This is a genomic window from Streptomyces sp. Je 1-369, assembly GCF_026810505.1.
Classification (GTDB): domain Bacteria; phylum Actinomycetota; class Actinomycetes; order Streptomycetales; family Streptomycetaceae; genus Streptomyces.
This window is the reverse complement of the sequence record NZ_CP101750.1, coordinates 1,333,737-1,358,297: the sequence shown is the minus strand read 5'-3', so window position 1 is coordinate 1,358,297 and position 24,561 is coordinate 1,333,737. Positions and strand designations below refer to the sequence as shown.

Here is a 24,561-nt window from a genome sequence, read left to right as displayed (position 1 = left end):
TGGCGCGGGGCGGATTGGGGATCTGTACGCGAGGGCATCACCGTGAGGCAGGACAGGTCGCGCCGGATGAGCAGCGACCCCGGTGGCGACGTGGTTCGCGGGTGGACGCCGGTCTGTTTCAGGGAGGGGAGTGAGCTGCCATGCGTGCGCACCAGCGCGCCCATCGGCCCACGGAACGCGTGGAGTACGCACTGCCGCAGGAGCCCGCTTCGGCGGGCCGCGCGCGGAGGCTGGCCTCGGCGTTCCTCGCCGGGTCCCGGCGCCGCAAGACCGAGGTGGACGCCGAGCGGCTCGACGACGCCGCGCTGATCGTCTCGGAGCTCGTGTCCAACGCGCTGCGGCACGGGCAGGGCGGCTGCCGGCTGCGCGTGGAGGTGTCGGGCGCGAGGGTGACCGTGGCGGTCACCGACGCCAGTCCCGAGCATCCACGGTTCCGGCAGCACGGCATGGACGACGCGGAGAAGGAGAGCGGGCGCGGCCTGGCGATGGTCCGGCTGCTGACCCATCGGCTCGAGGTCGTGGGGGCGCACCGCGGGGGCAAGACGGTGCGGGCGGTGCTGGCTTGAACCTGTGGCGGTTCTGGTGCTCGCCTGAGCCCGTGGCCGTTCCGGTTCAGGAGATTTCCAGCGCCGCCTCGTCCGCGAGTGCCGTCAGCTGTGCCGCGATGGCCGCCGAGACGTCGTGCACCAGCCGGCGAGCACGGCCACGCCCCGCACGACCTCCTCGGCCTCCCCGCGGGCGCGCGGGCCACGGAGACATCCGCGCGCGCCCGGGAACGCCTCACACACTGGGCGGCGTTGACGGCCGACCCGACGCATGCGGGCGCGACCCGCCGCGCGTGCCGTGTGGTCCGCCGCTCGTACGAGCGGCTGATCGACCGCCTCGACCACCCCGACCGGCACCGGACGGCGGGGCCCTACGCATGAAAAAGTCCGTTGCGGGCCGGGGGCCGGTCCCCGGACAGTGGCCCCATGACGACGTCTCTCACGCTGCCCCCGGGGCTCACCGTTCGCCCGGCGACCCTCGACGACGCGGCGGCCGTGTGCGCGCTGCTCAACGAGATCGACCTGCTGGAGATCGGCCGCGCCGACACCGAACTCGAACTGGTCACCGCCGACTTGAAGCACCCCGAGGTGGACCTGGAACGGGACTCCCGGCTGCTCTTCGCCGGTGACCGGCTCGTCGGGTACGCGCTGGTGTGGGACGAGTCCGCCGGTGAGCGCGTCAACGTCGACCACTACGTCCTTCCCGGCCACCCGCAGGGCGCCCTGTACCTCCTCGGCCTCCTGGAGGCACGCGCCGCGGAGCGCGCGGCGGCCAACGGCGCGGCGCGGGCGGTCGTGCATCTGTATCTCAACACCGAGCCCACCACGGATCCGGCGGAGCTCCGCGCGCGGGGCTGGCGAACCGTCCGGCACTACAAGGTCCTCGAGCGGCGGATCGGCGTGGACACGGACCCGTTGCCGAAGGCACCGCCCGGTGTGGTCCTGCGGTCCTGCCTCGCCGAGGAGGACCGCAGGCGCGCCCACGCCCTGCTCCAGGAGAGCTTCACGGAGCACTTCGACCACCAGCCGCGCACCTACGAGCAGTGGCTCGACGACATCGGCGCCCAAACCGTCGACTGGTCGCTCATCTGGATCGCCCACGTCGAAGGAGTCGGCTACGCCGCCGCGATGCGCACCCGCGACAACCGTGCGTCGTCGAAGGGGTGGATAGGCGATCTCGGCGTGCTGGCCGAGGCCCGCGGGCGCGGCCTCGGCAGCCACCTCCTGCGCCACGCCTTCGGGCACTACGCCGCGCTGGGCCGCGACCGGATCGGCCTCGGCGTCGACACCGACAACGGCAGCGGCGCACTCGCCCTGTACGAACGGCACGGCATGACCCTCGACCACGCCGTCGACACCTGGGAGCTGATCCGCCCGGGGTTATGACACAGGCTCTGCGCCCCACACAACCACCGCGCAGGGCCGCAAGGCCGCTGCCCGCCAACAGCTGCACGCGGGGTTACTGCGGCACGTTCAGGACGAAGTCGAAGTCCGCCTCCTTCGTGTTGCCGACGTTGCGGACGTTCATGAGGAGGCGCGGGTCGAAGAGGGTGTCCGTGTTGTTGCGGGGCTCACCGGGGAAGTACAGCTGCGTCGTGAGGATCGGACGTCCGGGGGCCTGCACCTTGACGTGCAGGTGCCGGGTGCGGCCGGGGTAGAGGCCGGGCACGATCGTGGTGAGCTTGAACGCGCCGTTGGCGTCGGTGAACTGGTGCCCGCGGAAGCGGAAACCGACGTTGTCGTACGTGCCGTACGTGTCGGCCTGCCAGAAGTCCAGCAGGGCCCGGGCGATCGGCTTGCAGGCACGCCCGAAGACGTAGCCGGTGACGGTGAGGCGCACGCCGGGGGTGCCGGCCTGGACGAGCGACGTGCGCTGCGGGGAGTTGCGCTTGAAGTACGGCCCCTCCATCTGCGGGATGGTCGGGTCGTCACCGTCGTCGCAGGTGGGCGTGAGCTCTGGCGCCTCGCCCCGCTCGGCGGCGGTCCTGGCCAGTGCGGGCACGCCCATGAGGGACACCGGCACGGCCATGCCCAGCGCGGCCGCGGCCCGCAGGACGGTCTTGCGGCTGGGGCCCTTGCTGCCGTTCACGCCGTCGGTGGCGGGGGCGCCGCCCGCGCCCTGCGTGTCGTCCGCGCCCGGTATGCCGTCTCCGGGGCTGCCGGTCTCGTGGTCCATCGCTCCTCCTGAGCCTGTGGGGGTCGGTGGTTCCGGATCGGCTATGAAGCTATGCGGGGGAGGAGGGCCCGGCGATGGACTCGAGCCGGTGGTCGTGGTGAATATCGCCACCGCCGCGCCGGAAGTCCCCGGGGCTCGCGCCGGTCTCGCGGCGGAAGAAGCGGCAGAAGTACGCCGGGTCCTTGAAGCCGACCCGCCCGGCGACCTGGCGCACCGTCAACTCCGTGCGCAGCAGCAGTCGTTTGGCCTCGTGCACGCGGGTCTGCCGGATCAGTTCGCCGGGCGTCCTGCCGGTCTCCGCCTTCACCACCTCGCTCAGGTAGCTCACCGAGACACCCAGGTGGTCCGCGCAGGACCGCACCGACTGCAGGGCGCCGTCGGAAGACCCCATCAGCGTCAGGAAGTCCGCGGCCACCGAGCCGGGACGTGAGTGGGAGGGGCCTTCGGGCAGGGGTGGCGGCGCGGGTGGTTCGACGGGCGACCGGGGCGCGGGGAGCCGTGCCGCCCGCACGATCAGGACGTGCAGCAGCGCCCGCAGGACGCTCTGGAAACCGGCGGCCCCCGACCGGTACTCCCCGTCGAGCTCGGCGACCAGGCGCGTGGTCTCCTCTGCCGCCTCCCCGGACAGGTCCAGCCAGGAGCGCCGGGAGAGGGTCCGCAGGACGTGCCGGTCGGCGGGGTGGTCCACGAGGAAGTCGTCGGTGAAGAGGATGACCCGGCCCTCCAGACCGGTCACGTTCTCCCAGTGGTGGACCTGGCCGGGGGCGATGAAGCACAGGTTGGGCGGCCGCAGCGGGAAACGGCCCAGGTCGACGACGTGCCGGCCGGTCCCGCCGGTGACGTGGACGATCTCGTGGAAGGTGTGCCGGTGCGGGAACGGGGCGCGCGACATGGGGCCGATGCTGTCGAACGTGCCGATGGCGAAGGGCAGGGCGTTGGGCATCGGCACCTGCAGCCGGTGCATGGGCATGCCGTCCTCGCCCGGCTCTCCGTTGTTTCCCTCACCGGGTAAGACCGTGGTGCCTCGCATGCGCACGCTCCTTCGTCGGGGCACGGCGCCGACCGCGGGGGCTGGTCCGTACCAATCGCCGGTCCGTCCTCACGATGGCACGAGCGGACGCCCGGGGGCAGGGGCGCGGATGCCAGGGCCTGCGGTCAGCGCCGCGTCGCCTCCTCCCGGCGCCCCGCGGGGACCCCGCGCGACCGGTAGACCACGTACGGGCGGGCCAGGTAGCCGAGCGGTGCCGTGAAGGCGTGCACCAGGCGGCTGAACGGCCACAACGTGAACAGGGCCATGCCGAGCAGGGCGTGGACCTGGTAGGCGAGCGGGGCGTCCGCCATCGCGGAGACGTCGGGGTCGAGGGCGAACAGTGAGCGGAACCACACCGAGACCCCGAGGCGGTAGTCGTAGGAGTGCGGTCGCAGTGTGGTGGCCGTGGCGACGAGGCCCGCCAGGATCACGCAGAGCAGGACCGGCAGGACGACGCGGTCGCTGCCGCTGGTCGCCCCGCGCACGGCGGGCACGCGCAGCCGCCGGTGGATGAGGACCGCCAGGCCCGCGAGCGTGGCGAGGCCCGCCGTGCCGCCCACGACCAGCGCGTTGGCGTGGTACATCCACTCGTGGACATGGGCGCGTTCGGTGAGTGACTCGGGGATGAGGAGTCCGACGGCGTGCCCGGCCACCACGAACAGGAGCCCGTAGTGGAACAGCGGGCCGCCGATGCTCAGCAGGCGGTGCTCGTGCAGCTGGCTGGAGCGGGTGGTGAAGCCGAACCGGTCGTAGCGGTAGCGCCACGCCGTGCCGGTGACCATGACGAGGAGGGCCAGGTAGGGCAGTACGCCCCACAGGACGATGCGCAGATGGTTCACCGGGAGGTCTCCTCCGCGTGCGGGGCGTCGGGCACCGGTCGGAGCCGGGGGAAGGGCAGCAGGCCGACCGATTCGGCGGGCGGGCCCGTGCGGGCCAGGCGCAGGGCCGCCTCGCGGGTGGCGGGGCCGGGGCCCGGCAGGGTGCGGCAGACGGCCTCGACGATGTCGGCGTAGGGGCTGTCGTAGGCCGTGAGGCCGAAGCGGAGCAGTTCCAGGGCGGGACGGTGCTCGGTGAGCAGCCGCGCCCCGGCGTCGGGGGTGCGGGCGGCGAACTCCAGCACCAAGGGCAGGAAGTCGGGGAGTTCGTCCGCGGGCGGTTGCCAGCCGTGGTCGCGGTAGAGCGATTTGAGCCCGGCCATGGTGGTGCCGCGCCTGCGGGTGTCCCCGTCGGTGTAGTACGTGAGGTAGAGGCAGCGTCGGCGGCTGCGGTCGAACGTGGCGACGTACCGGGCGGCGAGTTCGAGCGGCGCCGTGCCGTCGACGCGGGTACAGAACCGCCGCAGGAGCCGGACGTCGGCGCCCGGCACGGGTTCCAGCGCCGAGCGGACGGTGTGCAGCCGCCCGGACCAGTCCTGGTCCGGGTAGCCGAGCAGCAGGGACGCGGCCTGATGGACGACGGCCCGGTTCACCGGGCGTCGCCCTCCGCGCTCGGGAAGAGGCCGTCGGGGCGGCCGCGGCCGTTCCAGTTCAGCAGGTTGACCCGGTCGCGCAGTGAAGTCCCCGCGTGCTCCGCCCCCTTGCCGGACGCCGGAAGGCTCGGCGGGACGTGGAAGGCGTCCGGGTCGTACATGCCGGGCCCGTCGTGCCCGTCCAGGCTGCACCCGGCGTCGAGGTCGTCGGAGCCGGGGGCCGGCGCGGTGTAACTGGTGGGGACGACGTACCGCTCGTCGTACTTGGCGAGGGCGAGCAGCCGGTACATCGCCTCGATCTCGTCGGCGTCCATGCCGACGGCGCGCGCGATGGCGGGGTCCTGCTCCTCGCCGAGGTTGACGCGCCGCATGTGGGAGCGCATCGCGGCGAGTCGGCACAGCGCCGCCTCCACCGGCGCCGGGTCGCCCGCGGTGAACAGTTCCGCGAGGTAGCCGACGGGGATGCGCAGCGAGTCGATGGCGGCGAAGAGCTTGGCCGGGTCCTCGCCGTCGTGCCCGGTTGCGGTCAGGGACTCCACGACGGGCGACAGCGGAGGGACGTACCAGACCATCGGCATGGTGCGGTACTCGGGATGCAGCGGCAGCGCCACCTTGTGGCGGCTGATGAGCGCGTGCACCGGGGAGCGCCGGGCGGCGGTCACCCAGTCGTGGGGGATGCCGGACGCCTCGGCGGCGCGCGCCACCTCGGGGTCGTCGGGGTCGAGGAAGCAGTCCAACTGGGCCTGATACAGGTCCTGTTCGTGCTCCGTGGCTGCTGCCTCGCCGACCTTGTCCGCGTCGTAGAGGATGACGCCGAGGTAGCGCAGGCGGCCCACGCACGTCTCGGAGCACACGGTCGGCAGGCCCGCCTCGATGCGCGGGTAGCACATCGTGCACTTCTCGGCCTTGCCGGTGCGGTGGTTGAAGTACACCTTCTTGTACGGGCAGCCGCTCACGCACATGCGCCAGCCCCGGCAGCGGTCCTGGTCGACGAGGACGATGCCGTCCTCGATGCGCTTGTAGAGGGCGCCCGACGGGCACACCGCGACGCACGACGGGTTGAGGCAGTGCTCGCAGATCCGCGGCAGATAGAACATGAACGCCTGCTCGTACTCCAGGCACACCTTGTCGTTCATCTTCTTCAGCACCGGGTCCCCGGCGAGGTGTTCGGGGCCGCCGCCGAGGTCGTCGTCCCAGTTCGGCCCCCACGTCACCGCGGCGGGCTCGCCGTCGATCAGGGAGCGCGGCCGCGCGGTGGGCACGTCGTCGCCGAGGGGGGCGGTGGTGAGGGTCTCGTAGTCGTACGTCCACGGCTCGTAGTAGTCGTCGAGCGCGGGGAGTTCGGGGTTGGCGAACAGCCGGGCCAGGCGCCGGGCGCGGCCGCCGCCGCGGGGCACGAGCCGGCCGCGTTTGAGCTGCCAGCCGCCCCGCCACTTCTCCTGGTCCTCGTAGCCGCGGGGGTAGCCCTGGCCGGGGCGGGTCTCCACGTTGTTGAACCACACGTACTCGGTGCCCGCCCGGTTGGTCCAGGTCTGTTTGCAGGTGACCGAGCAGGTGTGGCAGCCGATGCACTTGTCGAGGTTCATCACCATGGCCACCTGTGCCATGACCCGTCCGACAGTGACTCCGTCACTTGGCATCAGTACTGCACCTCCTGGGAGCGGCGCCGGATGACGGTGACCGCGTCGCGCTGGTTGCCGGTGGGGCCGTAGTAGTTGGGGGCGAAGCTGAGCTGTGCGTGGCCGCCGATCAGGTGCGTCGGCTTGATCAGGAGCTTGGTGAGCGCGTTGTGGACGCCGCCGCGCCGCCCCGTCGCCTCGGACTTGGGCACGTTCACCATGCGTTCCTGGACGTGGTACATGAACACCGTGCCGGGCGGCATGCGGTGGGAGACGACCGCGCGGGCCACCACCACGCCATTGGCGTTGTGCGCCTCGATCCAGTCGTTGTCGGCGACGCCGATCGACGCGGCGTCGGCCACGCCGATCCAGATGACGGGGCCGCCGCGGGCCAGCGTCTGCATCAGCAGGTTCTCCTGGTACTCGGAGTGGATCGACCACTTGGAGTGGGGCGTCAGATACCGCACGGTCACGGAGCGTCCGCCGTCCGGGTCGGCCGTCGGCTGCTCGCCGAGCGCGGGGAGGTTCAACGGCGGCCGGTAGACCGGGAGTTGCTCGCCGTACTCGGCGATCCACGGATGGTCGAGGTAGAAGTGCTGGCGTCCGGTGAGGGTGTGCCAGGGCTTGAAGTGCTCCGTGTTGATCGTGAAGGGGGAGTAGCGGCGCTCGGGGCCCTCCTTGCCCGACCACTCGAAGCTCGCGCCCACCTGCACCGGCCGTGCCTGCGTGTCGGAGAACGTGACGCGCCGCTCGGCCACCGAGGCCGCGAGCTCGCCGAGGCCCGTGTCGGCGCCGCAGCGCTCGGCGAGCCGGTCGAATCCCTCGGCGGCGAGCCGCCCGTTGGTGGTGCCCGACAGGGCGAGGATCGCCTCGCACATCTTGACGTCCGTGTCGAGGAGCGGCCGCCCGCGTGCGGGGCCGCGCGTCGCCGTGCCGCAGCGGGTGCCGAGCCAGTCGATCTCCGGCAGCGGCCGCACGGTCACGCCCTTGACCGTGATGCCCTCGTCGCCGGTGAGCGGCCCGAGCGCGGCCATCTTGTCGCCGATGGCCGTGTAGTCCCGCTCCACGAGGGTGAAGCGGGGGCCTGTGGGGCCTTCGGGCGGCGCCTCGCCGGGAGTGTCGTGCTGCAGGGGGGTGGCGACCAGGTCGTGGGCCACGTCCAGGCGGCCGGCGGCTAGGCGGGCGACCTCGGCGGCCAGGCCGTGGAAGATCTCGAAGTCGGTGCGGGCCTGCCACGGCGGGTCGATGGCGGGCGAGAAGGCGTGCACGTAGGGGTGCATGTCCGTGCTGGACAGGTCGTGCTTCTCGTACCAGGTGGCGGCGGGCAGCACGAGGTCGGCGAAGAGCGTGGTCGACGTCATGCGGAAGTCCAGCGCGAGCAGCAGGTCGACCTTCCCGCGCGGCGCGTCGTCCCGCCAGGTCACCTCACGCGGCCGCTGTTCCGGCGGCGCCTCCTCGGCGCTCGCGTTGTCGGACGCGCCCAGCAGGTGCCGGAGGAAGTACTCGTTGCCCTTGGCGGACGACCCGATGAGGTTGGCCCGCCACACGGTGAGCACCCGTGGCCAGTTGGCCGGATCGTCCGGGTCCTCGCAGGCGTACGCCAGACGCCCCGCGTCGCGTTCGGCCGCCACCCAGCCCGTCGCGTCGGCCCCCGACTCGTGCAGGCGCCGCCCCAGATCCAGGGGGTTCGCGCCGAACGTCGGGTACGAGGGCATCCAGCCCTGCCGGACGGAGCGGGCCACGAGGTCCGCGGTGTGCAGGCCCGCGAGGGTGCCGGGCGCGGTGGGCGCCGCCAGGGCGTCCGCGGTGAACTTCTCGTACCGCCACTGGTCGGTGTTCAGGTACCAGTACGGCGTCCCGGCCATCTGCCGCGAAGGACGCACCCAGTCCGACGCCGTCGCCACTTGCTGCCAGCCCGCGTACGGCCGCACCTTCTCCTGCCCCACGTAGTGCGCCCAGCCGCCGCCGTTGACGCCCTGGCAGCCGGTGAGCAGCAACAAGGAGAGGAAGGACCGGTAGATGGTGTCCGAGTGGAACCAGTGGTTGGTGCCCGCCCCCATCACGATCATGCAGCGGCCGTGTGTCTGCTCCGCGGTACGGGCGAACTCCCGCGCCGCTCGCACGACGGCCTGCGCGGGCACCGACGTGACCGCCTCCTGCCAGGCAGGGGTGCAGGGCGTGGCCGCGTCCTCGTACGACACGACCGCCTCGCCGCCCAGCCCGGCGCGCCCGACACTGTACTGAGCGAGCATCAGGTCGAAGACCGTCGTCACCAGATGCCCGTCGACGCGCAGTGCGGGGACCGTGCGCCGCACGGTGGCGCCCTCCTCGTCGAAGCGGGGCAGCACCACGTCGGCCGTCTCCGTGCCGGGGTGCCCGAGCAGGCTCAGGAGCGGGTCGATGTCCCCCAGGTCGAGGTTCCAGCGGCCTTCGCCGTCCTTGCCCCAGCGGTCGCCCAGGGTGCCGTTGGGGACGGCGGGGCGGCCCGTGGCAGCGTCGTGGAGGACGGGCATCCAGCGCCGCGACTCGGCCTCGGCGTCCTTGGCCAGGTCCAGGTCCCTGGCCGTGACGAACGCGCCGGGCACGCGGGCACCCGTGCCGGGCTCGCCGCGACCGAGCTCGTCGAGCGCGACGAGGAACGGCAGATCGGTGAAGCGTTTGACGTAGTCCGTGAAGTAAGGCACCTGCCGCTCCACGAAGCACTCCCGCAGGATGACGTGCCCCATCGCCATGGCCAGCGCACCGTCCGTGCCCGGATGCGGGTGCAGCCACTCGTCGGCGAACTTCGTCGCGTCCGCGTAGTCCGGCGAGACCACGACGACCTTCTGCCCCCGGTAGCGCGCCTCCGCCATCCAGTGGGCGTCGGGTGTCCTGGTCACCGGCACGTTGGAGCCCCACAGCATCAGATACGCGGCGTCCCACCAGTCTCCGGACTCCGGTACGTCGGTCTGGTCGCCGAAGACCTGCGGCGAGGCGATCGGCAGGTCCGCGTACCAGTCGTAGAAGGAGAGCATCGGGGCGCCGATGAGGGAGTGGAAGCGGGCTCCGACGGCGTGCGAGGCCATCGACATCGCGGGGATCGGTGAGAATCCTGCGATGCGGTCGGGCCCGTACTCCTTGAGCGTGTGCACGTGCGCTGCGGCCGCGATCTCCAGCGCCTCGTCCCAGCCGATCCGCACCAGGCCGCCCTTGCCGCGCGCCGACTGGTAGCGGCGCCGCTGGTCCGGATCACCCGTGATCTCCGCCCAGGCCGCCACCGCGTCACCGCCGAGGCGTCGCTTGGCGTCCCGGAACATCTCCACGAGGGCGCCGCGGGCGTGCGGGTAGCGGACGCGCGTCGGGGAGTACGTGTACCAGGAGAACGACGCACCGCGCGGGCAGCCCCGCGGCTCGTAGTCGGGCCGGTCCGCGCCCGCCGAGGGGTAGTCGGTCGCCTGCGTCTCCCACGTGATGAGGCCGTCCTTGACGTACACCTGCCAGGAACACGAACCCGTGCAGTTCACTCCGTGGGTGGAGCGCACCACCTTGTCGTGTGCCCAACGGTCGCGGTACGGGCTGTCGTTGACGTCTTGATCGGTGCGGAACACCGCCCTGCCGTCGGGCGTCGTCGGCGCCCTCCGCAGCAACTGTCCCGCGGCGAGAAGGCGTTCTGCGGCATCCGCCGCGATACGCTCCGCCTTCGCCCTGCCACGTCCCATTCCTCGGACTCCCCTCGGGGACCGGCCTGCCGGAGCGGTCACATCCGGCCTGCGTGTTTCGACGAACGAGCTCAGAGTCCTCCCGCCCCGTCCGCGATGTGGAATCCATTCCGGCCAGTTGGTTGTACCGAGAAGTTGTTTTTCCGGTTCTTGGTACGGACCAGTGCCGGGCAAGGCCGGACCAGCACGGTCCCTTTACCCGGAGCACGCACGTGCGCTGGCACGATGACCGTCCATGAACAGTCAGAACAGCGCCACCGCCCAGGCCTCGCGCCTCGTCGCGGAGCGCTTCCCGGGCGCTCTCGGCGCCGTCCTGGGAGGTTCGGCCGCCCAGGGGCGCGCCGCCGCGACGAGCGACCTCGACATCGCCGTCCTCCTCCCGGACTCCGACGTCAGCCGCCGCGAAGTGATACGCCACGAAGGACGGCCCGCCGAGCTTTTCCTCACCACGCTCGCGGACGTGCCGGAGTTCTTCGCGTGGGACAGGGGCCGCCGCCGCGGCACGGTCCTGTTCGTCTACGCCGAGGGACTGTCAGTCCTGGACCCCCACGGGCATCTCGCCCGCGCGTGCGCGCGGGCCCGTGCCGTGCTCGCCGACGGGCCGCCTCCCCTCACCCCCGGGGAACGGGAACGGGACCGCTACGCCCTCACCTGCTTCATGGACGACCTCGCCGACACCACGCCGGACCAGCGGTACGAGCAGCTCTCCGTCGCCGACCTCACGCTCGGCAAGGCGGCGCACCTCCTCACCGCCCACCACAACGCCTGGGCAGGCATCGGCAAGTGGCTGCCCCGCAGGCTGCTCAGCGCGGACCCGGCGCGCGGCAAGGCCCTGCTGGACGGCCACCGGACCGTGGCCGAGCACGCCGACCCCGCACCCCTGACGGCCGCCGTCGCAGAGGTGCTCGACCTGTACGGCGGACCGCTGCGGGAGGGGTACGCGCAGCGCTGGCGGCCCTGAACCTCAGAGCCCGTCCCTCACTCGGGTCGCAGCCACAGCGTGGCCAGCGGCGGAAGCGTGACGCGCAGGCGGGCGGGGAAGGCGCCCGCGGGCTCCGGCTCAACCAGCAGCGGCGCCGTGTTGCGCACGTCGCCGCCGCCGTAGTCCGCCGCGTCCGTGTTGAGCGTCTCCCGCCACACGCCGGGCGACTCCGGGACGCCGAGCACGTAGTCGTGGCGGATGACCGGGGAGAAGTTGCTCACGGCGAGGAGCGGTGTCCCGTCGGCGGCGAACCGCAGGAACGCGACCACGTTGTCCTGGGCGGCGTCCGCGTCGACCCAGGCGAACCCGGCGGGCACCGTGTCCTGCTCCCACAGGGCGGGCGCGTCCCGGTACCCGTGGTTGAGGTCGCGCACCAGCCGCCGCACCCCATTGTGGTCCGGTTCCGCGGGGTACGCCGGGTCGAGGAGACCCCAGTCGGGACCGTGGTCCGGCGACCACTCGGCTCCCTGCGCGAACTCCTGCCCCATGAAGAGGAGTTGCTTACCGGGGTGGGCCCACATGTAGGCCAGGTAGGCGCGGTGGTTGGCGCGCTGCTGCCACCAGTCGCCGGGCATCTTCGACACCAGCGCCTGTTTGCCGTGGACGACTTCGTCGTGGGAGATCGGCAGGAGATAGTTCTCGCTGTACGCGTACACCATGGCGAACGTCAACTCGTTGTGGTGGTACTGGCGGTGCACCGGCTCGTGCCGGATGTACTCCAACGAGTCGTGCATCCAGCCCATGTTCCACTTCAGGCCGAAGCCGAGGCCGCCTAGCTCCCCGTACCCCGTGTCGTGCGTGGCGCGTGTGACGCCGTCCCACGCCGTCGACTCCTCGGCGATGGTGACGACGCCGGGGCAGCGGCGGTACACCGTCGCGTTCATCTCCTGGAGGAACGCCACCGCGTCCAGGTTCTCCCTGCCGCCGTGTTCGTTGGGCCCCCACTGGCCGTCCTCGCGCGAGTAGTCGAGGTACAGCATGGAGGCCACGGCGTCGACGCGCAGGCCGTCGATGTGGAACTCCTCGCACCAGTAGACGGCGTTGGCGACGAGGAAGTTGCGGACCTCCGTGCGGCCGTAGTCGAAGGTGAGGGTGCCCCAGTCGGGGTGCTCGGCACGCCGGTGGTCCCCCGGCTCGTACAGCGGGCCCCCGTCGAACTCCGCGAGCGCCCAGTCGTCCTTCGGGAAGTGCGCCGGAACCCAGTCCACGATGACGCCGATGCCCGCCCGGTGCAGCGCGTCGACGAGGAACTTGAAGTCGTCGGGCGTGCCGAGGCGGGCGGTCGGCGCGTAGAGCCCGGTGACCTGATAGCCCCACGAGCCGCCGAACGGGTGCTCGGCCACCGGCATGAACTCCACGTGGGTGAAGCCCGCGTCACAGACGTAAGCCGTGAGCTCCTCAGCAAGCTGTCGGTACGTCAGGCCCGGGCGCCAGGACGGGAGATGGACCTCGTACACGGAGAAGGGGGAGCGGTGGACGGGCCGGTCCGCCCGGTGCTCCATCCACTCCTGGTCCGACCACTCGTGCGTCGACCGCGTGACGACGGAGGCGGTCGCCGGTGGCACCTCCGCGCGGCGGGCCATCGGGTCCGCGCGGAGGGTGTGCGTGCCGTCGGGGCGGGTGATGTCGAACTTGTACAGGTCGCCCTCGCCGATGCCGGGCAGGAACAGCTCCCACACACCGGACGAGCCGAGCGAGCGCATCGGGTGGGCGGCGCCGTCCCAGTGGCAGAACTCCCCGCACACCCGCACCCCCAGGGCGTTGGGCGCCCACACCGTGAAGCGGGTCCCGACGACGCCTCCATGCGTCATCGGGTGCGCCCCCAGCGCCTTCCACAGCTCCTCGTGCCTGCCCTCGCCGATCAGGTGCAGGTCGAGTTCACCGAGCGCGGGCAGGAAGCGGTACGGGTCCTGGAGCTCGGTCTCGACGCCGTCGTACGTCACCCGCAGCTCGTACACGGGAATCGACGCGAGCGGCAGCAGACCGGAGAAAAGGCCGTCGCCCACGTCGTGGAGCGGAACGGCCTGCCCCTCGACGACGACCCGCACCGCCTCGGCGTACGGGCGCAGCACCGTGAACGCCACGCCGCCCGCGACCGCGTGGGCGCCGAGCACGGCGTGCGGGTCGTGGTGCGTGCCGGCCAGCAGGCGGCCGCGGCTCTCGTCGTCGAGGGGCGCGACCGCGGCGCGGAGGACGGGCGCGGGGGCGGTGGTGGACGTATCGATGAGGACCACGGGTGTCAGGTCTCCTTAAGGGGGCGTGCGGGCGACGGGGACGGCGGTGAGGTCAGCGGCCCTCCGCGAGACGGGCGATCGCCGCCATGGGCACGGGCAGCCAGTCCGGTCGGTGCCGGGCCTCGTACAGGGCCTCGTACACGGCCCGGTCCGTCTCGTAGGCCCGCAGGAGTCCGGCCTCCGTCCGCGGGTCCCAGGACGCCTCGGCGGCGTACCCCGCGCAGTACGCCTCGCGGCAGCGCCGGGCCCAGCGGGGCTGCCAGGGGCGCCTGGCGTGGGCCGCGTAGTCGAAGGAGCGGAGCATGCCCGCCACGTCCCGCACGGTCGCCTGGGCGCGCCGCCGTTCGGCGATCGGGCGGGCGGGCTCGCCCTCGAAGTCGATGACGAACCACCGCTGCCCGGCCCGCAGGACCTGGCCGAGGTGCAGATCGCCGTGGATCCGCTGGGGCGGTCGCGCCGGACCGCGCGCCGCGACCGCGTCGTAGGCGGCGCGCAGGCGGGACACGTACGGCACGAGTGCCGGCACCTGACGGGCGCTGGTGTCCAGGCGCGACGTCATGCCCTCGGCGAGGCGACGGCCGCCGTGCCGGTCCGGGATGTCGGGGTCGAAGACCTGGGCGAGGGCCAGGTGCACTTCGGCGGTGGCGCGTCCCAGTTCGTATGACTCGTCGGTGAAGTCCCGCCCCGCCGCGAGGGATTGCAGGGCGAGCGTCCAGCCGTCGGTCGCGCCGCGCAGGAACGGCTGGAGCACGCCGAGCGTCGTCTTGCGCGGCTCGCTCGTCCAGAACCAGGCCACGGGGGACGGCACGCGGGCGCAGCCCTGACCGGCGAGCGCCCACGGCACTTCGAGGTCGGGGTTGACGCCGTACTGGATGCGGCGGAAGAGCTTGAGGATGAAGGAATCGCCGTACACGAGGGAGGTGTTGGACTGCTCGCCGTCCAGGACGCGGGCCGTGAGGTTCGGGGGCACCACGGTCTGTACGTCGCGTTCGAAGCGCAGGGGGCCCGCCGTGCCCGGGGTGCGCAGGCGTTCCAGGAGCAGCGCGGCGGAGCGGGGGTCGTGCAGGGCGTCGTACACGGTGAGGCCCGCGAGCGGGCCCTCGCTCGGGCGGCCGATCACGGCGTGGTGCAGGCGCGGCGGCAGGTCCCTGCGCACGCCGAGGAGCAGCTGGTAGCAGTCGTCGCGGGACCCGGCGTGCCGGGAGCGGATCAGCAGGTGCAGGCAGCCCGGGTGCAGCTCGGTCATCGACACCACGGCGAGCTCAGTGACGGGCAGTCCCTTGCCGGCGAACCACCGCTGTTCGGGCAGCCACTTCTGAAGCACTCCGGCCAGCGACGTGAGCAGCAGCGGCGGGCTGAGGCTTTCGCGCGACTGCGTAGCGGTCTTGAGCATGCGACACGTCCCTTCAGAGGCGCACGGCGGGTTCGGCCGGACGGCGCGGGTGGAGGTCGTTGCACAGCCGGAACCAGTAGAAGCCGTGTCCCGCGAGGGTCAGGAGGTACGGCAGCTCACCGATGGCGGGGAAGCGCACGCCGCCGATGAGCTCGACGGGGTGGCGTCCGTCGAAGGTCTGGAGGTCGAGTTCGGTGGGCTGGGCGAAGCGCGAGAAGTTGTGCACGCACAGCACGAGGTCGTCCTGGTATTCGCGCAGGAAGGCGAGGACCGCCGGGTTGGAGGAAGGGAGTTCCGTGTACGAGCCGATGCCCATGGCGGGGTTCTGCTTGCGGATCTCGATCATGCGGCGCGTCCAGTGGAGCAGGGAGGACGGTGAGGACATGGAGGCTTCGACGTTGGTGACCTGGTAGCCGTAGACCGGGTCCATGATCGTGGGGAGGTAGAGCCGCCCGGGGTCGCAGGACGAGAATCCCGCGTTGCGGTCGGGGGTCCATTGCATGGGGGTGCGGACGGCGTCGCGGTCGCCGAGCCAGATGTTGTCGCCCATGCCGATCTCGTCGCCGTAGTAGAGGATCGGCGAGCCGGGCAGGGAGAGCAGGAGTGCGGTGAAGAGTTCGATCTGGTTGCGGTCGTTGTCCAGGAGCGGGGCGAGCCGTCGGCGGATGCCGATGTTGGCGCGCATGCGCGGGTCCTTGGCGTATTCCGCGTACATGTAGTCGCGCTCTTCGTCGGTGACCATTTCCAGGGTCAGTTCGTCGTGGTTGCGCAGGAAGATGCCCCACTGGCAGCCGGAGGGGATGGCGGGGGTCTTGGCGAGGATTTCCGAGACGGGGTAGCGGGATTCACGGCGTACGGCCATGAAGATGCGGGGCATGACGGGGAAGTGGAATGCCATGTGGCATTCGTCCCCGCCGTTCTGGAAGTCGCCGAAGTAGTCGACGACGTCCTCGGGCCACTGATTGGCCTCGGCAAGAAGAACGGTGTCCGGGTAATGAGCATCGATGACCGCACGCACATGCTTCAGCATTCCGTGGGAGCGGGGGAGATTTTCGCAGTTGGTGCCCTCTTCGGCGAAGAGGTAGGGGACGGCGTCGAGGCGGAAGCCGTCGATGCCGAGGTCGAGCCAGAAGCGCAGGGCGGAGATGATCTCTTCCTGGACTGCGGGGTTCTCGTAGTTGAGGTCGGGCTGGTGGGAGAAGAAGCGGTGCCAGAAGTACTGCTTGCGGACGGGGTCGAAGGTCCAGTTGGAGGCTTCGGTGTCGACGAAGATGATGCGGGCGTCCTGGTACTGCTTGTCGTCGTCGGCCCAGACGTAGTAGTCGCCGTAGGGGCCTTCGGGGTCGGTGCGCGAGGCCTGGAACCACGGGTGCTGGTCGCTGGTGTGGTTCATGACGAAGTCGATGATGACGCGCATGCCGCGCTGGTGGGCGGAGTCGACGAATTCGACGAAGTCGGCGAGGTCGCCGAATTCGGGGAGGACGGCGGTGTAGTCGGAGACGTCGTATCCGCCGTCGCGCAGCGGGGATTTGAAGAAGGGCGGGAGCCAGAGGCAGTCGACGCCGAGCCATTGGAGGTAGTCGAGTTTGGCGGTGATGCCTTTGAGGTCGCCGATGCCGTCGCCGTTGCTGTCCTGGAAGGAGCGGACGAGGACTTCGTAGAAGACGGCGCGTTTGAACCATTCGGGGTCGCGGTCCTTGGCCGGTGTGTCCTCGAAGGTGTCCTGGACGGGCTCGTTGACGATCATGGTGTGGGTGACCCTCCGATCAACGGTGAGGACGGTCGCAGGACCGTGAAGAGGTGCGCGGGCGTGCGGCCGGGTTCCAGGCGCACGTAGTTGGCCCTGCCCCAGTGGTAGGTCTCGCCGGTGAGCTCGTCGCGCACCGGCACCGACTCGTGCCGGTCGAGGCCGAGTTGCGGCATGTCCAGCGTGACCGTGGCCTCCTGGGTGTGGTGGGGGTCGAGATTGACGACCACGAGCACCGTGTCGTGTCCGGCGCGCTTGCTGTAGACGATGACCGCGTCGTTGTCGGCCTCGTGGAACCGGAGGTTCCTGAGCTGTCGCAGCGCGGGATGCTCGCGCCGGAACCGGTTCAGCGTGGTGATCAGCGGCGCGAGGGAGTAGCCCGCCCGCTCCGCGTACTCCCAGTCGCGCGGGCGCAGTTGGTACTTCTCCGAGTGCAGGTAGTCCTCGCTGCCCGCACGCGCCGGGGTGTTCTCGCACAGCTCGAACCCGGCGTACATGCCCCAGCTCGGCGCGAGCGTCGCGGCCAGCACGGCCCGTACCTCGAAGGCGGCGCGGCCGCCGTCCTGGAGGTAACCGGGCAGGATGTCCGGCGTGTTCACGAACAGATTCGGGCGCAGATACGCGGCGGTCTCCACGGAGAGCTCGGTCAGGTACTCGGTGAGCTCCTGCTTGGTGTTCCGCCAGGTGAAATACGTGTAGGACTGCTGGAAACCGGCCTGGGCGAGGGCGCGCATGACGGGGGGCCGGGTGAAGGCCTCCGCGAGGAAGACAACGTCCGGGTCGCTCGCGTTGACCTCGGCGAGCACCCGGTCCCAGAACGCCACGGGCTTGGTGTGCGGGTTGTCGACGCGGAAGACACGTACGCCGTGCCCCATCCAGAACCGCAGCAGCCGCACTGTCTCCGCGACCAGACCCGGCAGATCCTCGTCGAAAGCGATCGGATGGATGTCCTGGTACTTCTTCGGCGGGTTCTCCGCGTACGCGATGGAACCGTCGGGACGGTGGGCGAACCACTCGGGGTGCTTCTCCACCCACGGGTGGTCGGGGGAGCACTGGAGCGCGAAGTCGAGGGCGACTTCGAGACCCAGCTCGGTGGCGCGGCGCACGAACGCGTCGAAGTCGTCGAGCGTGCCCAGATCCGGATGGACGGCGTCGTGCCCGCCCTCCGGCGAACCGATCGCCCACGGCACACCGACGTCGTCGGGACCGGCGGACAGCGCGTTGTCCGGACCCTTGCGGAACGTCGTGCCGATGGGGTGGACCGGCGGCAGATAGACGACGTCGAAGCCCATCCCCGCGATCGCGGGCAGCCGCTCGGCCGCGGTGCGGAACGTCCCCGGGACGGGCGGCGCCCCCTCCTCGACGACGGCGCCCTCCGACCGCGGGAAGAACTCGTACCAGGACCCGAAGAGCGCGCGCTCCCGCTCCACGAGCAGGGGCATGGCCCGCGAACGGGAGACCCGCTCGCGCAGCGGGTACCGCGCGAGGACCGCGTCCACCTCCGGAGTGAGCGCGGCCGCCAGGCGTGCGCCCGGCGACTGCTCCTCGTCCTGAAGCGCGGCGACCGCGACAAGCAGCGTCTGCCGCGCCGGGCCCGCCGGGACGCCGCGCGCCGCCCGCTCGTACAGCAGCACGCCCTCCTCGAGCACCAGCCCGGCGTCGATGCCCGCGGGCACCTTGATCCCGGCTGCGTGCCGCCACTGCGTCACGGGGTCCGTCCAGGCCTCCACGTGGAAGGTCCACCGCCCCTCGGCGTCCGGAGTGACGTCCGCGCCCCAGCGGTCGCTGCCCGGGGCGAGTTCACGCATCGGTGTCCACGGCCCGCGGCGTCCGCCGGGACCGAGCAGCACGACGTCGGCGCCGACCGCCGCGTGACCCTCGGCGAAGACGGTCGCCGTGACCTCGAAGGTCTCACCCGGGACGGCCTTCGCCGGGCGGCGGCCGCCGTCGACCGCGGGTCGGACGTCGAGGACGGGTACGGGTACGGGTACGGCGGCGGCAGCGGTCGTCCGTGCAGCTGGCGTCATCGGTCCCTCCTCCGCAGGGCGTGCGTGCAGGCGGCCCCCGCGGGAGCGGGGTGTCGCTATCGGGTCCGGGCGCTCGGGGACAACTGAGGCCGACGGGTCGCCGTCTGAGGTGTTCGTGCTGTGCGGGACGGTCGTGCCTCTCGTGGACGCAGATACTGCTCGGCCGCGTCGGCGGCCTCCCGTGCCTTGCACTCGCCCATCAGGACGCAGAGCGTGTACGCGGTGTCCTCGAAGTGCATGCGCACGGATCGGTCGGCGGGATGCGCGAGCAGCCGCCGCTCCCACGCGCGGTATTGACGCAGATGCCGGGCGACCTCGGCCTTGGCGGGCAGCAGCTTCACGCTGGTCACCCTTTCGTTCGTCGATTCCTCTGACTCATCGTGCACGTATGAGCACCCAGCGTCCTGTTAGGCATTCAACTAAGGGGGTGGTGACGGAGCGCTCGCCCGTGCCTCGTGTTGCGCAAATGGAGTAGCGCTCGCACCCTGAGACTGACTCAGAAGCGATCAGTGCTCACGCTGCGTGTTCGGGGCCCGGCCGGGTCAGGCCGGGACGGAGCGAACAAGCTTCGCCGAGAGGAGCCAAGAGCAATGAAATCCGCGATCCCCTGCTACTACCACCTCGAAGTCGAGGTAAGCCCGGAGAGGATCGACCAGGTCGGGCGCATCCTGACCGCGCATCTCCGGCATTGGGGGCTGGGGGTTCTCAGCGAACCCGTCTCCCGTTGCACCGGGGTTCTGCTCCACGAGATCGAGGAGCACGGAGCCGACAAGAACACGGTCGTGGAGATGTGGTGGAACGGTCAGCACCTCATCACCGCCGTGTCCGACACCAACCGTGAACTGCCCGAGCGGCACTACGGACCGCAGGGCTGCCTGACGCAGATCGCCGCGCTCAGCGACGGCTGGGGCAGCTTCCCCGCGACCCACGGCAAGACCATCTGGTTCTCCCGCCGGGTCCGCGCCCCCGAACGCGCCCCGCTGGCCCCCGCCGCCCCCGCACCCAGCCTGCGCGAAGCCCTGGAACTGCCCCGCGCGATGCCCCTCGCCACGCTCGCGGCCCCCGCGGAGGCGCCACCCGTGGAAGCGCAACCCGCGGAGGCGGAACCCGCGGTGGTGTGAACGCCCGCGTCACCCGGCGGCGCGGCGCACCGGCCGCGGCTTCCCCGAGCGGGCTGCCGCGGCCGGCGCACCGCATCCCGGCCCGACCCCGAATTCCCCCCTGTACGGAGGCAGTCGCGTGCGCACCTGGACCGGCACCCCCTTCCCGCTCGGCGCCACCTACGACGGTGAAGGGACCAACTTCGCCCTGTTCAGCGAGGTCGCCGAACGCGTCGACCTCGTCCTCATCGACGACGACGGCGCGCACCGCAGCGTCACCCTCACCGAGGTCGACGGCTTCGTCTGGCACTGCTACCTGCCCGGGGTCGGCCCCGGCCGCCGCTACGGATACCGGGTGCACGGCCCCTGGAACCCCGCCGAAGGCCACCGGTGCAACCCGGCCAAGCTGCTCCTCGACCCGTACGCCCGGGCCATCGAGGGCCAGATGGACAACGACGCCGCCCTCTTCGAGCGCGCGCCCGACGGACCCGGGCGGGCCGACAGCGCCGGACACACCCCGCTCTCCGTGGTCACCGACGCGGCCTTCTCCTGGGAGGGCGACCGGCCGCCGCGGCGCCCCTACGCCGAGACGGTGGTGTACGAGGCCCACGTCCGCGGCCTGACCCGGACGCACCCCGGAGTGCCCGAGGCGCTGCGCGGCACGTACGCGGGCCTCGCGACCGAACCGGTCATCGAGCACCTCACGTCGCTGGGCGTGACCGCGATCGAGCTGATGCCGGTCCATCAGTACGTACAGGACGGCTTCCTGCGCGACCGCGGCCTGTCCAACTACTGGGGCTACACCTCCATCGGCTTCTTCGCCCCGCACAACGCCTACGCGGCGCACGGCTCGCGCGGCGAACAGGTCACCGAGTTCAAGTCCATGGTCAAGGCGCTGCACCAGGCCGGACTCGAAGTGATCCTCGACGTCGTCTACAACCACACCGCCGAGGGCAACGAGAACGGCCCCACCCTCGCCTTCCGCGGCATCGACAACGCGTCGTACTACCGCCTGGCCGAGGACGACCCGGCGCACTACTTCGACACCACGGGCACCGGCAACAGCCTGCTGATGCGCCACCCCAACGTCCTGCAGATGGTCATGGACTCGCTGCGGTACTGGGTCACCGAGATGCACGTCGACGGGTTCCGCTTCGACCTGGCCGCCACGCTCGCGCGGCAGTTCCACGACGTCGACCGGCTCTCGGCCTTCTTCGACCTGGTCCAGCAGGACCCCGTCGTCAGCCGCGTCAAACTGATCGCCGAGCCCTGGGACGTCGGCGACGGGGGTTACCAGGTCGGCAACTTCCCGCCCCTGTGGTCGGAGTGGAACGGCAAGTACCGCGACTCGGTACGGGACTTCTGGCGCGGCGCCGACCACACCCTCGCCGAGTTCGCCTCCAGGCTGACCGGGTCGTCCGACCTCTACCAGCACGACCGTCGCCGCCCGCGCGCCAGCGTCAACTTCGTCACTGCGCACGACGGATTCACCCTGCGCGACCTGGTCTCGTACGACGACAAGCACAACGAGGCCAACGGCGAGAACAACCAGGACGGCGAGAGCGCCAACCGCTCCTGGAACAGCGGCGTCGAAGGACCCACCGAGGACGAGGCAGTCCTCGAACTCCGTGCGCGCAGGCAGCGCAACTTCCTCGCCACCCTCATGCTCTCGCAGGGCATCCCGATGCTCGCCCACGGCGACGAACTCGGCCGCACCCAGCAGGGCAACAACAACGCCTACTGCCAGGACAGCGAGCTCTCCTGGATCGACTGGGACCTCACCGACGAGCAGCGCGACCTCATCACCTTCACCCGCCGCGCCATCACGCTCCGGCTCGCCCACCCCGTGCTGCGCCGGCGCCGCTTCTTCCGCGGCGACACGGCCACGCACCAGGGCCAGCCGCTCCCGGACCTGGTGTGGCTACGGCCCGACGCCCTGGAGATGACGGACCAGGACTGGCAGCGCGGCGACGCGCACGCCGTCGCCGTCTTCCTCAACGGCGACGCCATCGCGGAGCCCGACGCCCACGGCAGACCCGTGGTCGACGACTCTTTCCTGATCCTGCTCAACAGCTACCGGGAACCGGTCGTCTTCGACCTGCCGGACGCCGCGTACGGCGAGCGCTGGACGACGCGGATCGACACCTCGGACCCCACGGGGGTGGCGGACGAGACGGAACACAAGGCGAACACCGAAGTCACCCTGGAGCCGCACAGCTTGCTCCTGCTGTCCCGTCCCGCCCGCACGACGTCGGTCAGCGCACGGTCACGGTGAACACGCCGGAGGCCGTCGAACCCTGGACGACGCGCAACTCGTTCTTGCCCTTCATGCCCAGCTTGACGCCCAGGGAGTAGCTGCCGCTGCGGGTGAGGGGCGCGGAAGCGGGCAGCGAGACCCACTGGCCGCGCTGCTTCTGCTGAAGGGTCACCTTGCTGCCCGGCTTCAGGCCGGTCGTGGTGCCGGTGACACGGAACAGCTGCCACGCCTTGACGGACTTCACCGAGGGCTTCGCGGTGATGGCCTTGGCGGTGGTGGCCTTCGTCGCGCCGGCCTTCTGCGTGACGGACACGGGGTGCGCGGCCGGGGCCGCGGCCATGGCGGCGGTGCCCGCCGTGCCGAGCGCGACGGCGCCGATGATGCCGACGGCAGCCATGCGCAGGGAGTTCCGCTTGGAGACGATCATGAGGGTGCCTTCCGTGTAAGGACATGGGAGGAGAAGCGCGCTATCTCCCATTCGGGCTGTTCACGACTGTTGAGACGGTCGGCCACCCCCAAGCGTTGTGCCCGCAGTGTCACCGTCCTGCAACAGCCGCCGCCCGCGCCGACGCCGGACCGCTTTGAGCCGTTGGCGCCGGGTGTGGCCCGAATCCGCGCGCATGAGTGAGCCAATGGCCCACCCGCACGAGGTTGAGTTGAGCCAGATGGTGATCGGATGGTCTGATGGTCCTGTCGATGGCGCTGCGGATCTCCGTGGCGCCTTTTTCATGCGAGCAGATCGAGAAGTGCACGGAAGGGCGGGGAAGCTTTGCTGAAGAGGGTGTTCGTGGCGCCGGATCCGGGACGGATGCGGCTCCGCTTCGCTGCACGGGCCGTACTCGGCATCTCCTTGGCGGTCGTCGTGTGCGGCCTGGCCGGACATTCGCTCGTCGCGGCGATCACCGGAGGACTCGCCGCGCTCCTGGCCCTGTTCACCGTCACGGACACGACGGTGCGGGGACAGGCGATCACCACGGCCCTGCTGCCCGTCGTCGGGTTCCCCGTCCTCGCGCTCGCCGCGTCGCTCCACGACATCCCGCTCGCGCGGGACTGCGCCTTCCTCGCCGTCATGGGCCTCGGCGTGTACGCACGGCGGTGGGGGCCGCGCGGGCACTCGCTCGGCGTGTTCGCCTTCATGACCTTCTTCATCAGCCAGTTCCTCCACACGGAGCCGCACCAGCTTCCCCAGCTCTACGTCGCGGTGCTCCTCTCGCTCGCCGCCTCCTCGACCGTGCGCTTCGGGGCGTGGTGCTACGAGCGCGGGCTGCTGCCCGGCGCCGTACCGCCCGCGCCGCCCGCCGCCAGGGGACTGGCCAGGGCCACCACCCGGCAGGCCGTCCAGGCGGCCGCGGGCGGAGCCTTCGCGCTCGCCGCGGGCCAGCTGCTCTCCGGTGAACGCTGGTACTGGGCGGTCGGCGCCACCTGGTGGGTCTTCGTCAACACCACCTCGCGCGGCGAGACGGTCGTACGGAGCTTCCGGCGCGTGCTCGGCACGCTGATCGGGATGGCCGCGGGCCTCGTCCTCGTCGTCCCCCTGGAGGGTGCGCCCGTGCCCAGCGCCCTGCTCGTGGCGGTCGGCGTCTTCGGCATCTTCTACACGGCCGCCGTGTCGTACACGTGGATGATGCTCTCGGTGACGGTGCTCGCCGGTTCGCTGTACGGCCTGCTCGGCGTGCTCGACGCGGGCCTGCTCGGGCTGCGCCTCGCCGAGACCGGCATCGGCGCGCTCGGCGCGGTCCTCGCCGTGCTGCTCGTCCTGCCGATCACGACGCACGCGACGACCGAGGCGTGGATCGAGAAGGCGCTGCACTGTGTGCACGACTGCACGAAGGAAGCGGCCGCCCGGCTCGGGGGCGTGGAGTCCGCCGACCCCGCCCGCCGCATCGCCGAACTGGAGGCGATCCTCGGGCGGGTGCGCATGTCCCTCGCGCCGCTCGTGCATCCGTGCAGCCCGCTGCGGACCCGCAAGGGACGCGCTCTTCAGGTGGTCGCCCTGCTCGACAACTGCGCGCGCGAGATACGGGGGCTCGCCGCCGTCGCCGCCGACCCGGAGGCATCCCACGACGCCCGCCTGGCCGCCGCGTGCCGCCGCGTCGAGGCCGCGGTCGAGTCCCTGACGGCGCCGCGGGGCGCACCGGCACAGGTCAACGCGGCCGCGGACCTGCCGCACGCCGTCGTGGAACCGGCCCTCGCCCACCTGCACAGCCTGGAACGGGCGCTGATCGACCTGGCCCACCCGCTCCAGCGGGCGGGGCGTGCGCCGTTGCTGGGCGCCTGAGCCCGTA

Annotated in this window: 18 protein-coding genes and 1 pseudogene; 7 read left to right on the top strand and 12 right to left on the bottom strand. The window is 71.4% G+C overall.

Going from position 1 to position 24,561, the window contains the following annotated elements; all coding sequences use genetic code 11:
• The first annotated feature begins 140 nt into the window (after window positions 1–140).
• The 3 genes from NOO62_RS06210 (at window position 141) to NOO62_RS06200 (ending at window position 1,931) form a co-directional block, all read left to right on the top strand.
• Window positions 141–566, top strand: a complete 426-nt coding sequence (locus tag NOO62_RS06210) for an ATP-binding protein (protein WP_268769904.1) — start codon at window positions 141–143, stop codon at window positions 564–566.
• Between the two features lie 231 nt (window positions 567–797).
• Window positions 798–926: a hypothetical protein gene (locus tag NOO62_RS06205; RefSeq protein ID WP_268769903.1), complete on the top strand. Its 129-nt coding sequence runs from the start codon at window positions 798–800 to the stop codon at window positions 924–926.
• Window positions 927–971: 45 nt separating this feature from the next.
• Entirely contained in the window at window positions 972–1,931 is a 960-nt protein-coding gene (locus NOO62_RS06200; protein ID WP_268769902.1) for a GNAT family N-acetyltransferase, read from the top strand.
• Window positions 1,932–2,007: 76 nt separating this feature from the next.
• Here NOO62_RS06200 and NOO62_RS06195 read toward each other — a convergent pair.
• From NOO62_RS06195 to NOO62_RS06170, 6 genes and pseudogenes are all read right to left on the bottom strand, one after another.
• Window positions 2,008–2,574: pseudogene (locus NOO62_RS06195) on the bottom strand (dioxygenase); the annotation flags it as partial.
• Window positions 2,575–2,770: 196 nt separating this feature from the next.
• Window positions 2,771–3,751 (bottom strand): helix-turn-helix transcriptional regulator, encoded by a 981-nt coding sequence (locus NOO62_RS06190; RefSeq protein ID WP_268769901.1) that lies wholly within the window; start codon window positions 3,749–3,751, stop codon window positions 2,771–2,773.
• Window positions 3,752–3,876: 125 nt separating this feature from the next.
• Window positions 3,877–4,590, bottom strand: coding sequence for a respiratory nitrate reductase subunit gamma (gene narI, locus NOO62_RS06185; RefSeq protein WP_268769900.1), 714 nt, complete (start codon window positions 4,588–4,590; stop codon window positions 3,877–3,879).
• Complete coding sequence (gene narJ, locus NOO62_RS06180) at window positions 4,587–5,219, bottom strand: nitrate reductase molybdenum cofactor assembly chaperone (RefSeq protein WP_268769899.1); 633 nt, start codon at window positions 5,217–5,219, stop codon at window positions 4,587–4,589. The genes narI and narJ overlap by 4 nt, the downstream gene beginning before the upstream one ends.
• Window positions 5,216–6,859, bottom strand: coding sequence for a nitrate reductase subunit beta (gene narH / locus NOO62_RS06175; RefSeq protein ID WP_268769898.1), 1,644 nt, complete (start codon window positions 6,857–6,859; stop codon window positions 5,216–5,218). The genes narJ and narH overlap by 4 nt, the downstream gene beginning before the upstream one ends.
• Window positions 6,859–10,536 carry a nitrate reductase subunit alpha gene (locus NOO62_RS06170; RefSeq protein WP_268769897.1) on the bottom strand — a complete coding sequence of 1,226 codons (3,678 nt, stop codon included), beginning with the start codon at window positions 10,534–10,536 and terminating at the stop codon, window positions 6,859–6,861. Before NOO62_RS06170 ends, narH begins: the two co-directional genes overlap by 1 nt.
• Before the next feature lie 235 nt (window positions 10,537–10,771).
• On the opposite strand from NOO62_RS06170, the gene NOO62_RS06165 reads away from it, so the two are divergent.
• Window positions 10,772–11,497 carry a nucleotidyltransferase domain-containing protein gene (locus NOO62_RS06165; protein WP_268769896.1) on the top strand — a complete coding sequence of 242 codons (726 nt, stop codon included), beginning with the start codon at window positions 10,772–10,774 and terminating at the stop codon, window positions 11,495–11,497.
• A gap of 17 nt (window positions 11,498–11,514) precedes the next feature.
• On the opposite strand, the gene glgB is transcribed toward NOO62_RS06165, so the two are convergent.
• The 5 genes from glgB to NOO62_RS06140 all read right to left on the bottom strand — a co-directional run bounded on the left by glgB (window position 11,515) and on the right by NOO62_RS06140 (window position 19,269).
• Window positions 11,515–13,743, bottom strand: a complete 2,229-nt coding sequence (gene glgB, locus NOO62_RS06160; RefSeq protein ID WP_268775486.1) for a 1,4-alpha-glucan branching enzyme — start codon at window positions 13,741–13,743, stop codon at window positions 11,515–11,517.
• A gap of 61 nt (window positions 13,744–13,804) precedes the next feature.
• A complete protein-coding gene (locus NOO62_RS06155) occupies window positions 13,805–15,145 on the bottom strand; it encodes a maltokinase N-terminal cap-like domain-containing protein (RefSeq protein WP_268769895.1) in 1,341 nt (446 codons plus the stop codon).
• A gap of 13 nt (window positions 15,146–15,158) precedes the next feature.
• The gene (treS, locus tag NOO62_RS06150) at window positions 15,159–16,892 is read right to left on the bottom strand and encodes a maltose alpha-D-glucosyltransferase (RefSeq protein WP_268769894.1); all 1,734 of its coding nucleotides are present in this window, start codon (window positions 16,890–16,892) and stop codon (window positions 15,159–15,161) included.
• Window positions 16,889–18,919, bottom strand: a complete 2,031-nt coding sequence (locus NOO62_RS06145) for an alpha-1,4-glucan--maltose-1-phosphate maltosyltransferase (RefSeq protein WP_268769893.1) — start codon at window positions 18,917–18,919, stop codon at window positions 16,889–16,891. The genes treS and NOO62_RS06145 overlap by 4 nt, the downstream gene beginning before the upstream one ends.
• A 56-nt stretch (window positions 18,920–18,975) precedes the next feature.
• The gene (locus NOO62_RS06140) at window positions 18,976–19,269 is read right to left on the bottom strand and encodes a DUF5133 domain-containing protein (RefSeq protein WP_268769892.1); all 294 of its coding nucleotides are present in this window, start codon (window positions 19,267–19,269) and stop codon (window positions 18,976–18,978) included.
• 240 nt (window positions 19,270–19,509) lie between these two features.
• On the opposite strand from NOO62_RS06140, the gene NOO62_RS06135 reads away from it, so the two are divergent.
• The gene (locus NOO62_RS06135) at window positions 19,510–20,040 is read left to right on the top strand and encodes a pep a2 (protein ID WP_268769891.1); all 531 of its coding nucleotides are present in this window, start codon (window positions 19,510–19,512) and stop codon (window positions 20,038–20,040) included.
• Between the two features lie 118 nt (window positions 20,041–20,158).
• Window positions 20,159–22,294 (top strand): glycogen debranching protein GlgX, encoded by a 2,136-nt coding sequence (gene glgX / locus NOO62_RS06130; protein ID WP_268769890.1) that lies wholly within the window; start codon window positions 20,159–20,161, stop codon window positions 22,292–22,294.
• Here the strand turns inward: glgX and NOO62_RS06125 are convergent.
• Window positions 22,275–22,703, bottom strand: coding sequence for a hypothetical protein (locus NOO62_RS06125; RefSeq protein WP_268769889.1), 429 nt, complete (start codon window positions 22,701–22,703; stop codon window positions 22,275–22,277). The genes glgX and NOO62_RS06125 overlap by 20 nt on opposite strands.
• A 342-nt stretch (window positions 22,704–23,045) precedes the next feature.
• Between NOO62_RS06125 and NOO62_RS06120 the strand changes: the two genes are divergently transcribed.
• Complete coding sequence (locus tag NOO62_RS06120) at window positions 23,046–24,554, top strand: FUSC family protein (protein ID WP_268769888.1); 1,509 nt, start codon at window positions 23,046–23,048, stop codon at window positions 24,552–24,554.
• Window positions 24,555–24,561 lie beyond the last annotated feature (7 nt).

Bases quoted from the DNA above. Each gene is read 5' to 3' on its own strand.
- narH (WP_268769898.1), bottom strand. From the start codon at position 6,859: ATGCCAAGTGACGGAGTCACTGTCGGACGGGTCATGGCACAGGTGGCC.
- NOO62_RS06200 (WP_268769902.1), top strand. From the start codon at position 972: ATGACGACGTCTCTCACGCTGCCCCCGGGGCTCACCGTTCGCCCGGCG.
- NOO62_RS06170 (WP_268769897.1), bottom strand. From the start codon at position 10,536: ATGGGACGTGGCAGGGCGAAGGCGGAGCGTATCGCGGCGGATGCCGCA.
- NOO62_RS06125 (WP_268769889.1), bottom strand. From the start codon at position 22,703: ATGATCGTCTCCAAGCGGAACTCCCTGCGCATGGCTGCCGTCGGCATC.
- NOO62_RS06155 (WP_268769895.1), bottom strand. From the start codon at position 15,145: ATGCTCAAGACCGCTACGCAGTCGCGCGAAAGCCTCAGCCCGCCGCTG.
- NOO62_RS06210 (WP_268769904.1), top strand. From the start codon at position 141: ATGCGTGCGCACCAGCGCGCCCATCGGCCCACGGAACGCGTGGAGTAC.
- NOO62_RS06165 (WP_268769896.1), top strand. From the start codon at position 10,772: ATGAACAGTCAGAACAGCGCCACCGCCCAGGCCTCGCGCCTCGTCGCG.
- treS (WP_268769894.1), bottom strand. From the start codon at position 16,892: ATGATCGTCAACGAGCCCGTCCAGGACACCTTCGAGGACACACCGGCC.
- NOO62_RS06135 (WP_268769891.1), top strand. From the start codon at position 19,510: ATGAAATCCGCGATCCCCTGCTACTACCACCTCGAAGTCGAGGTAAGC.
- NOO62_RS06190 (WP_268769901.1), bottom strand. From the start codon at position 3,751: ATGCGAGGCACCACGGTCTTACCCGGTGAGGGAAACAACGGAGAGCCG.
- NOO62_RS06145 (WP_268769893.1), bottom strand. From the start codon at position 18,919: ATGACGCCAGCTGCACGGACGACCGCTGCCGCCGCCGTACCCGTACCC.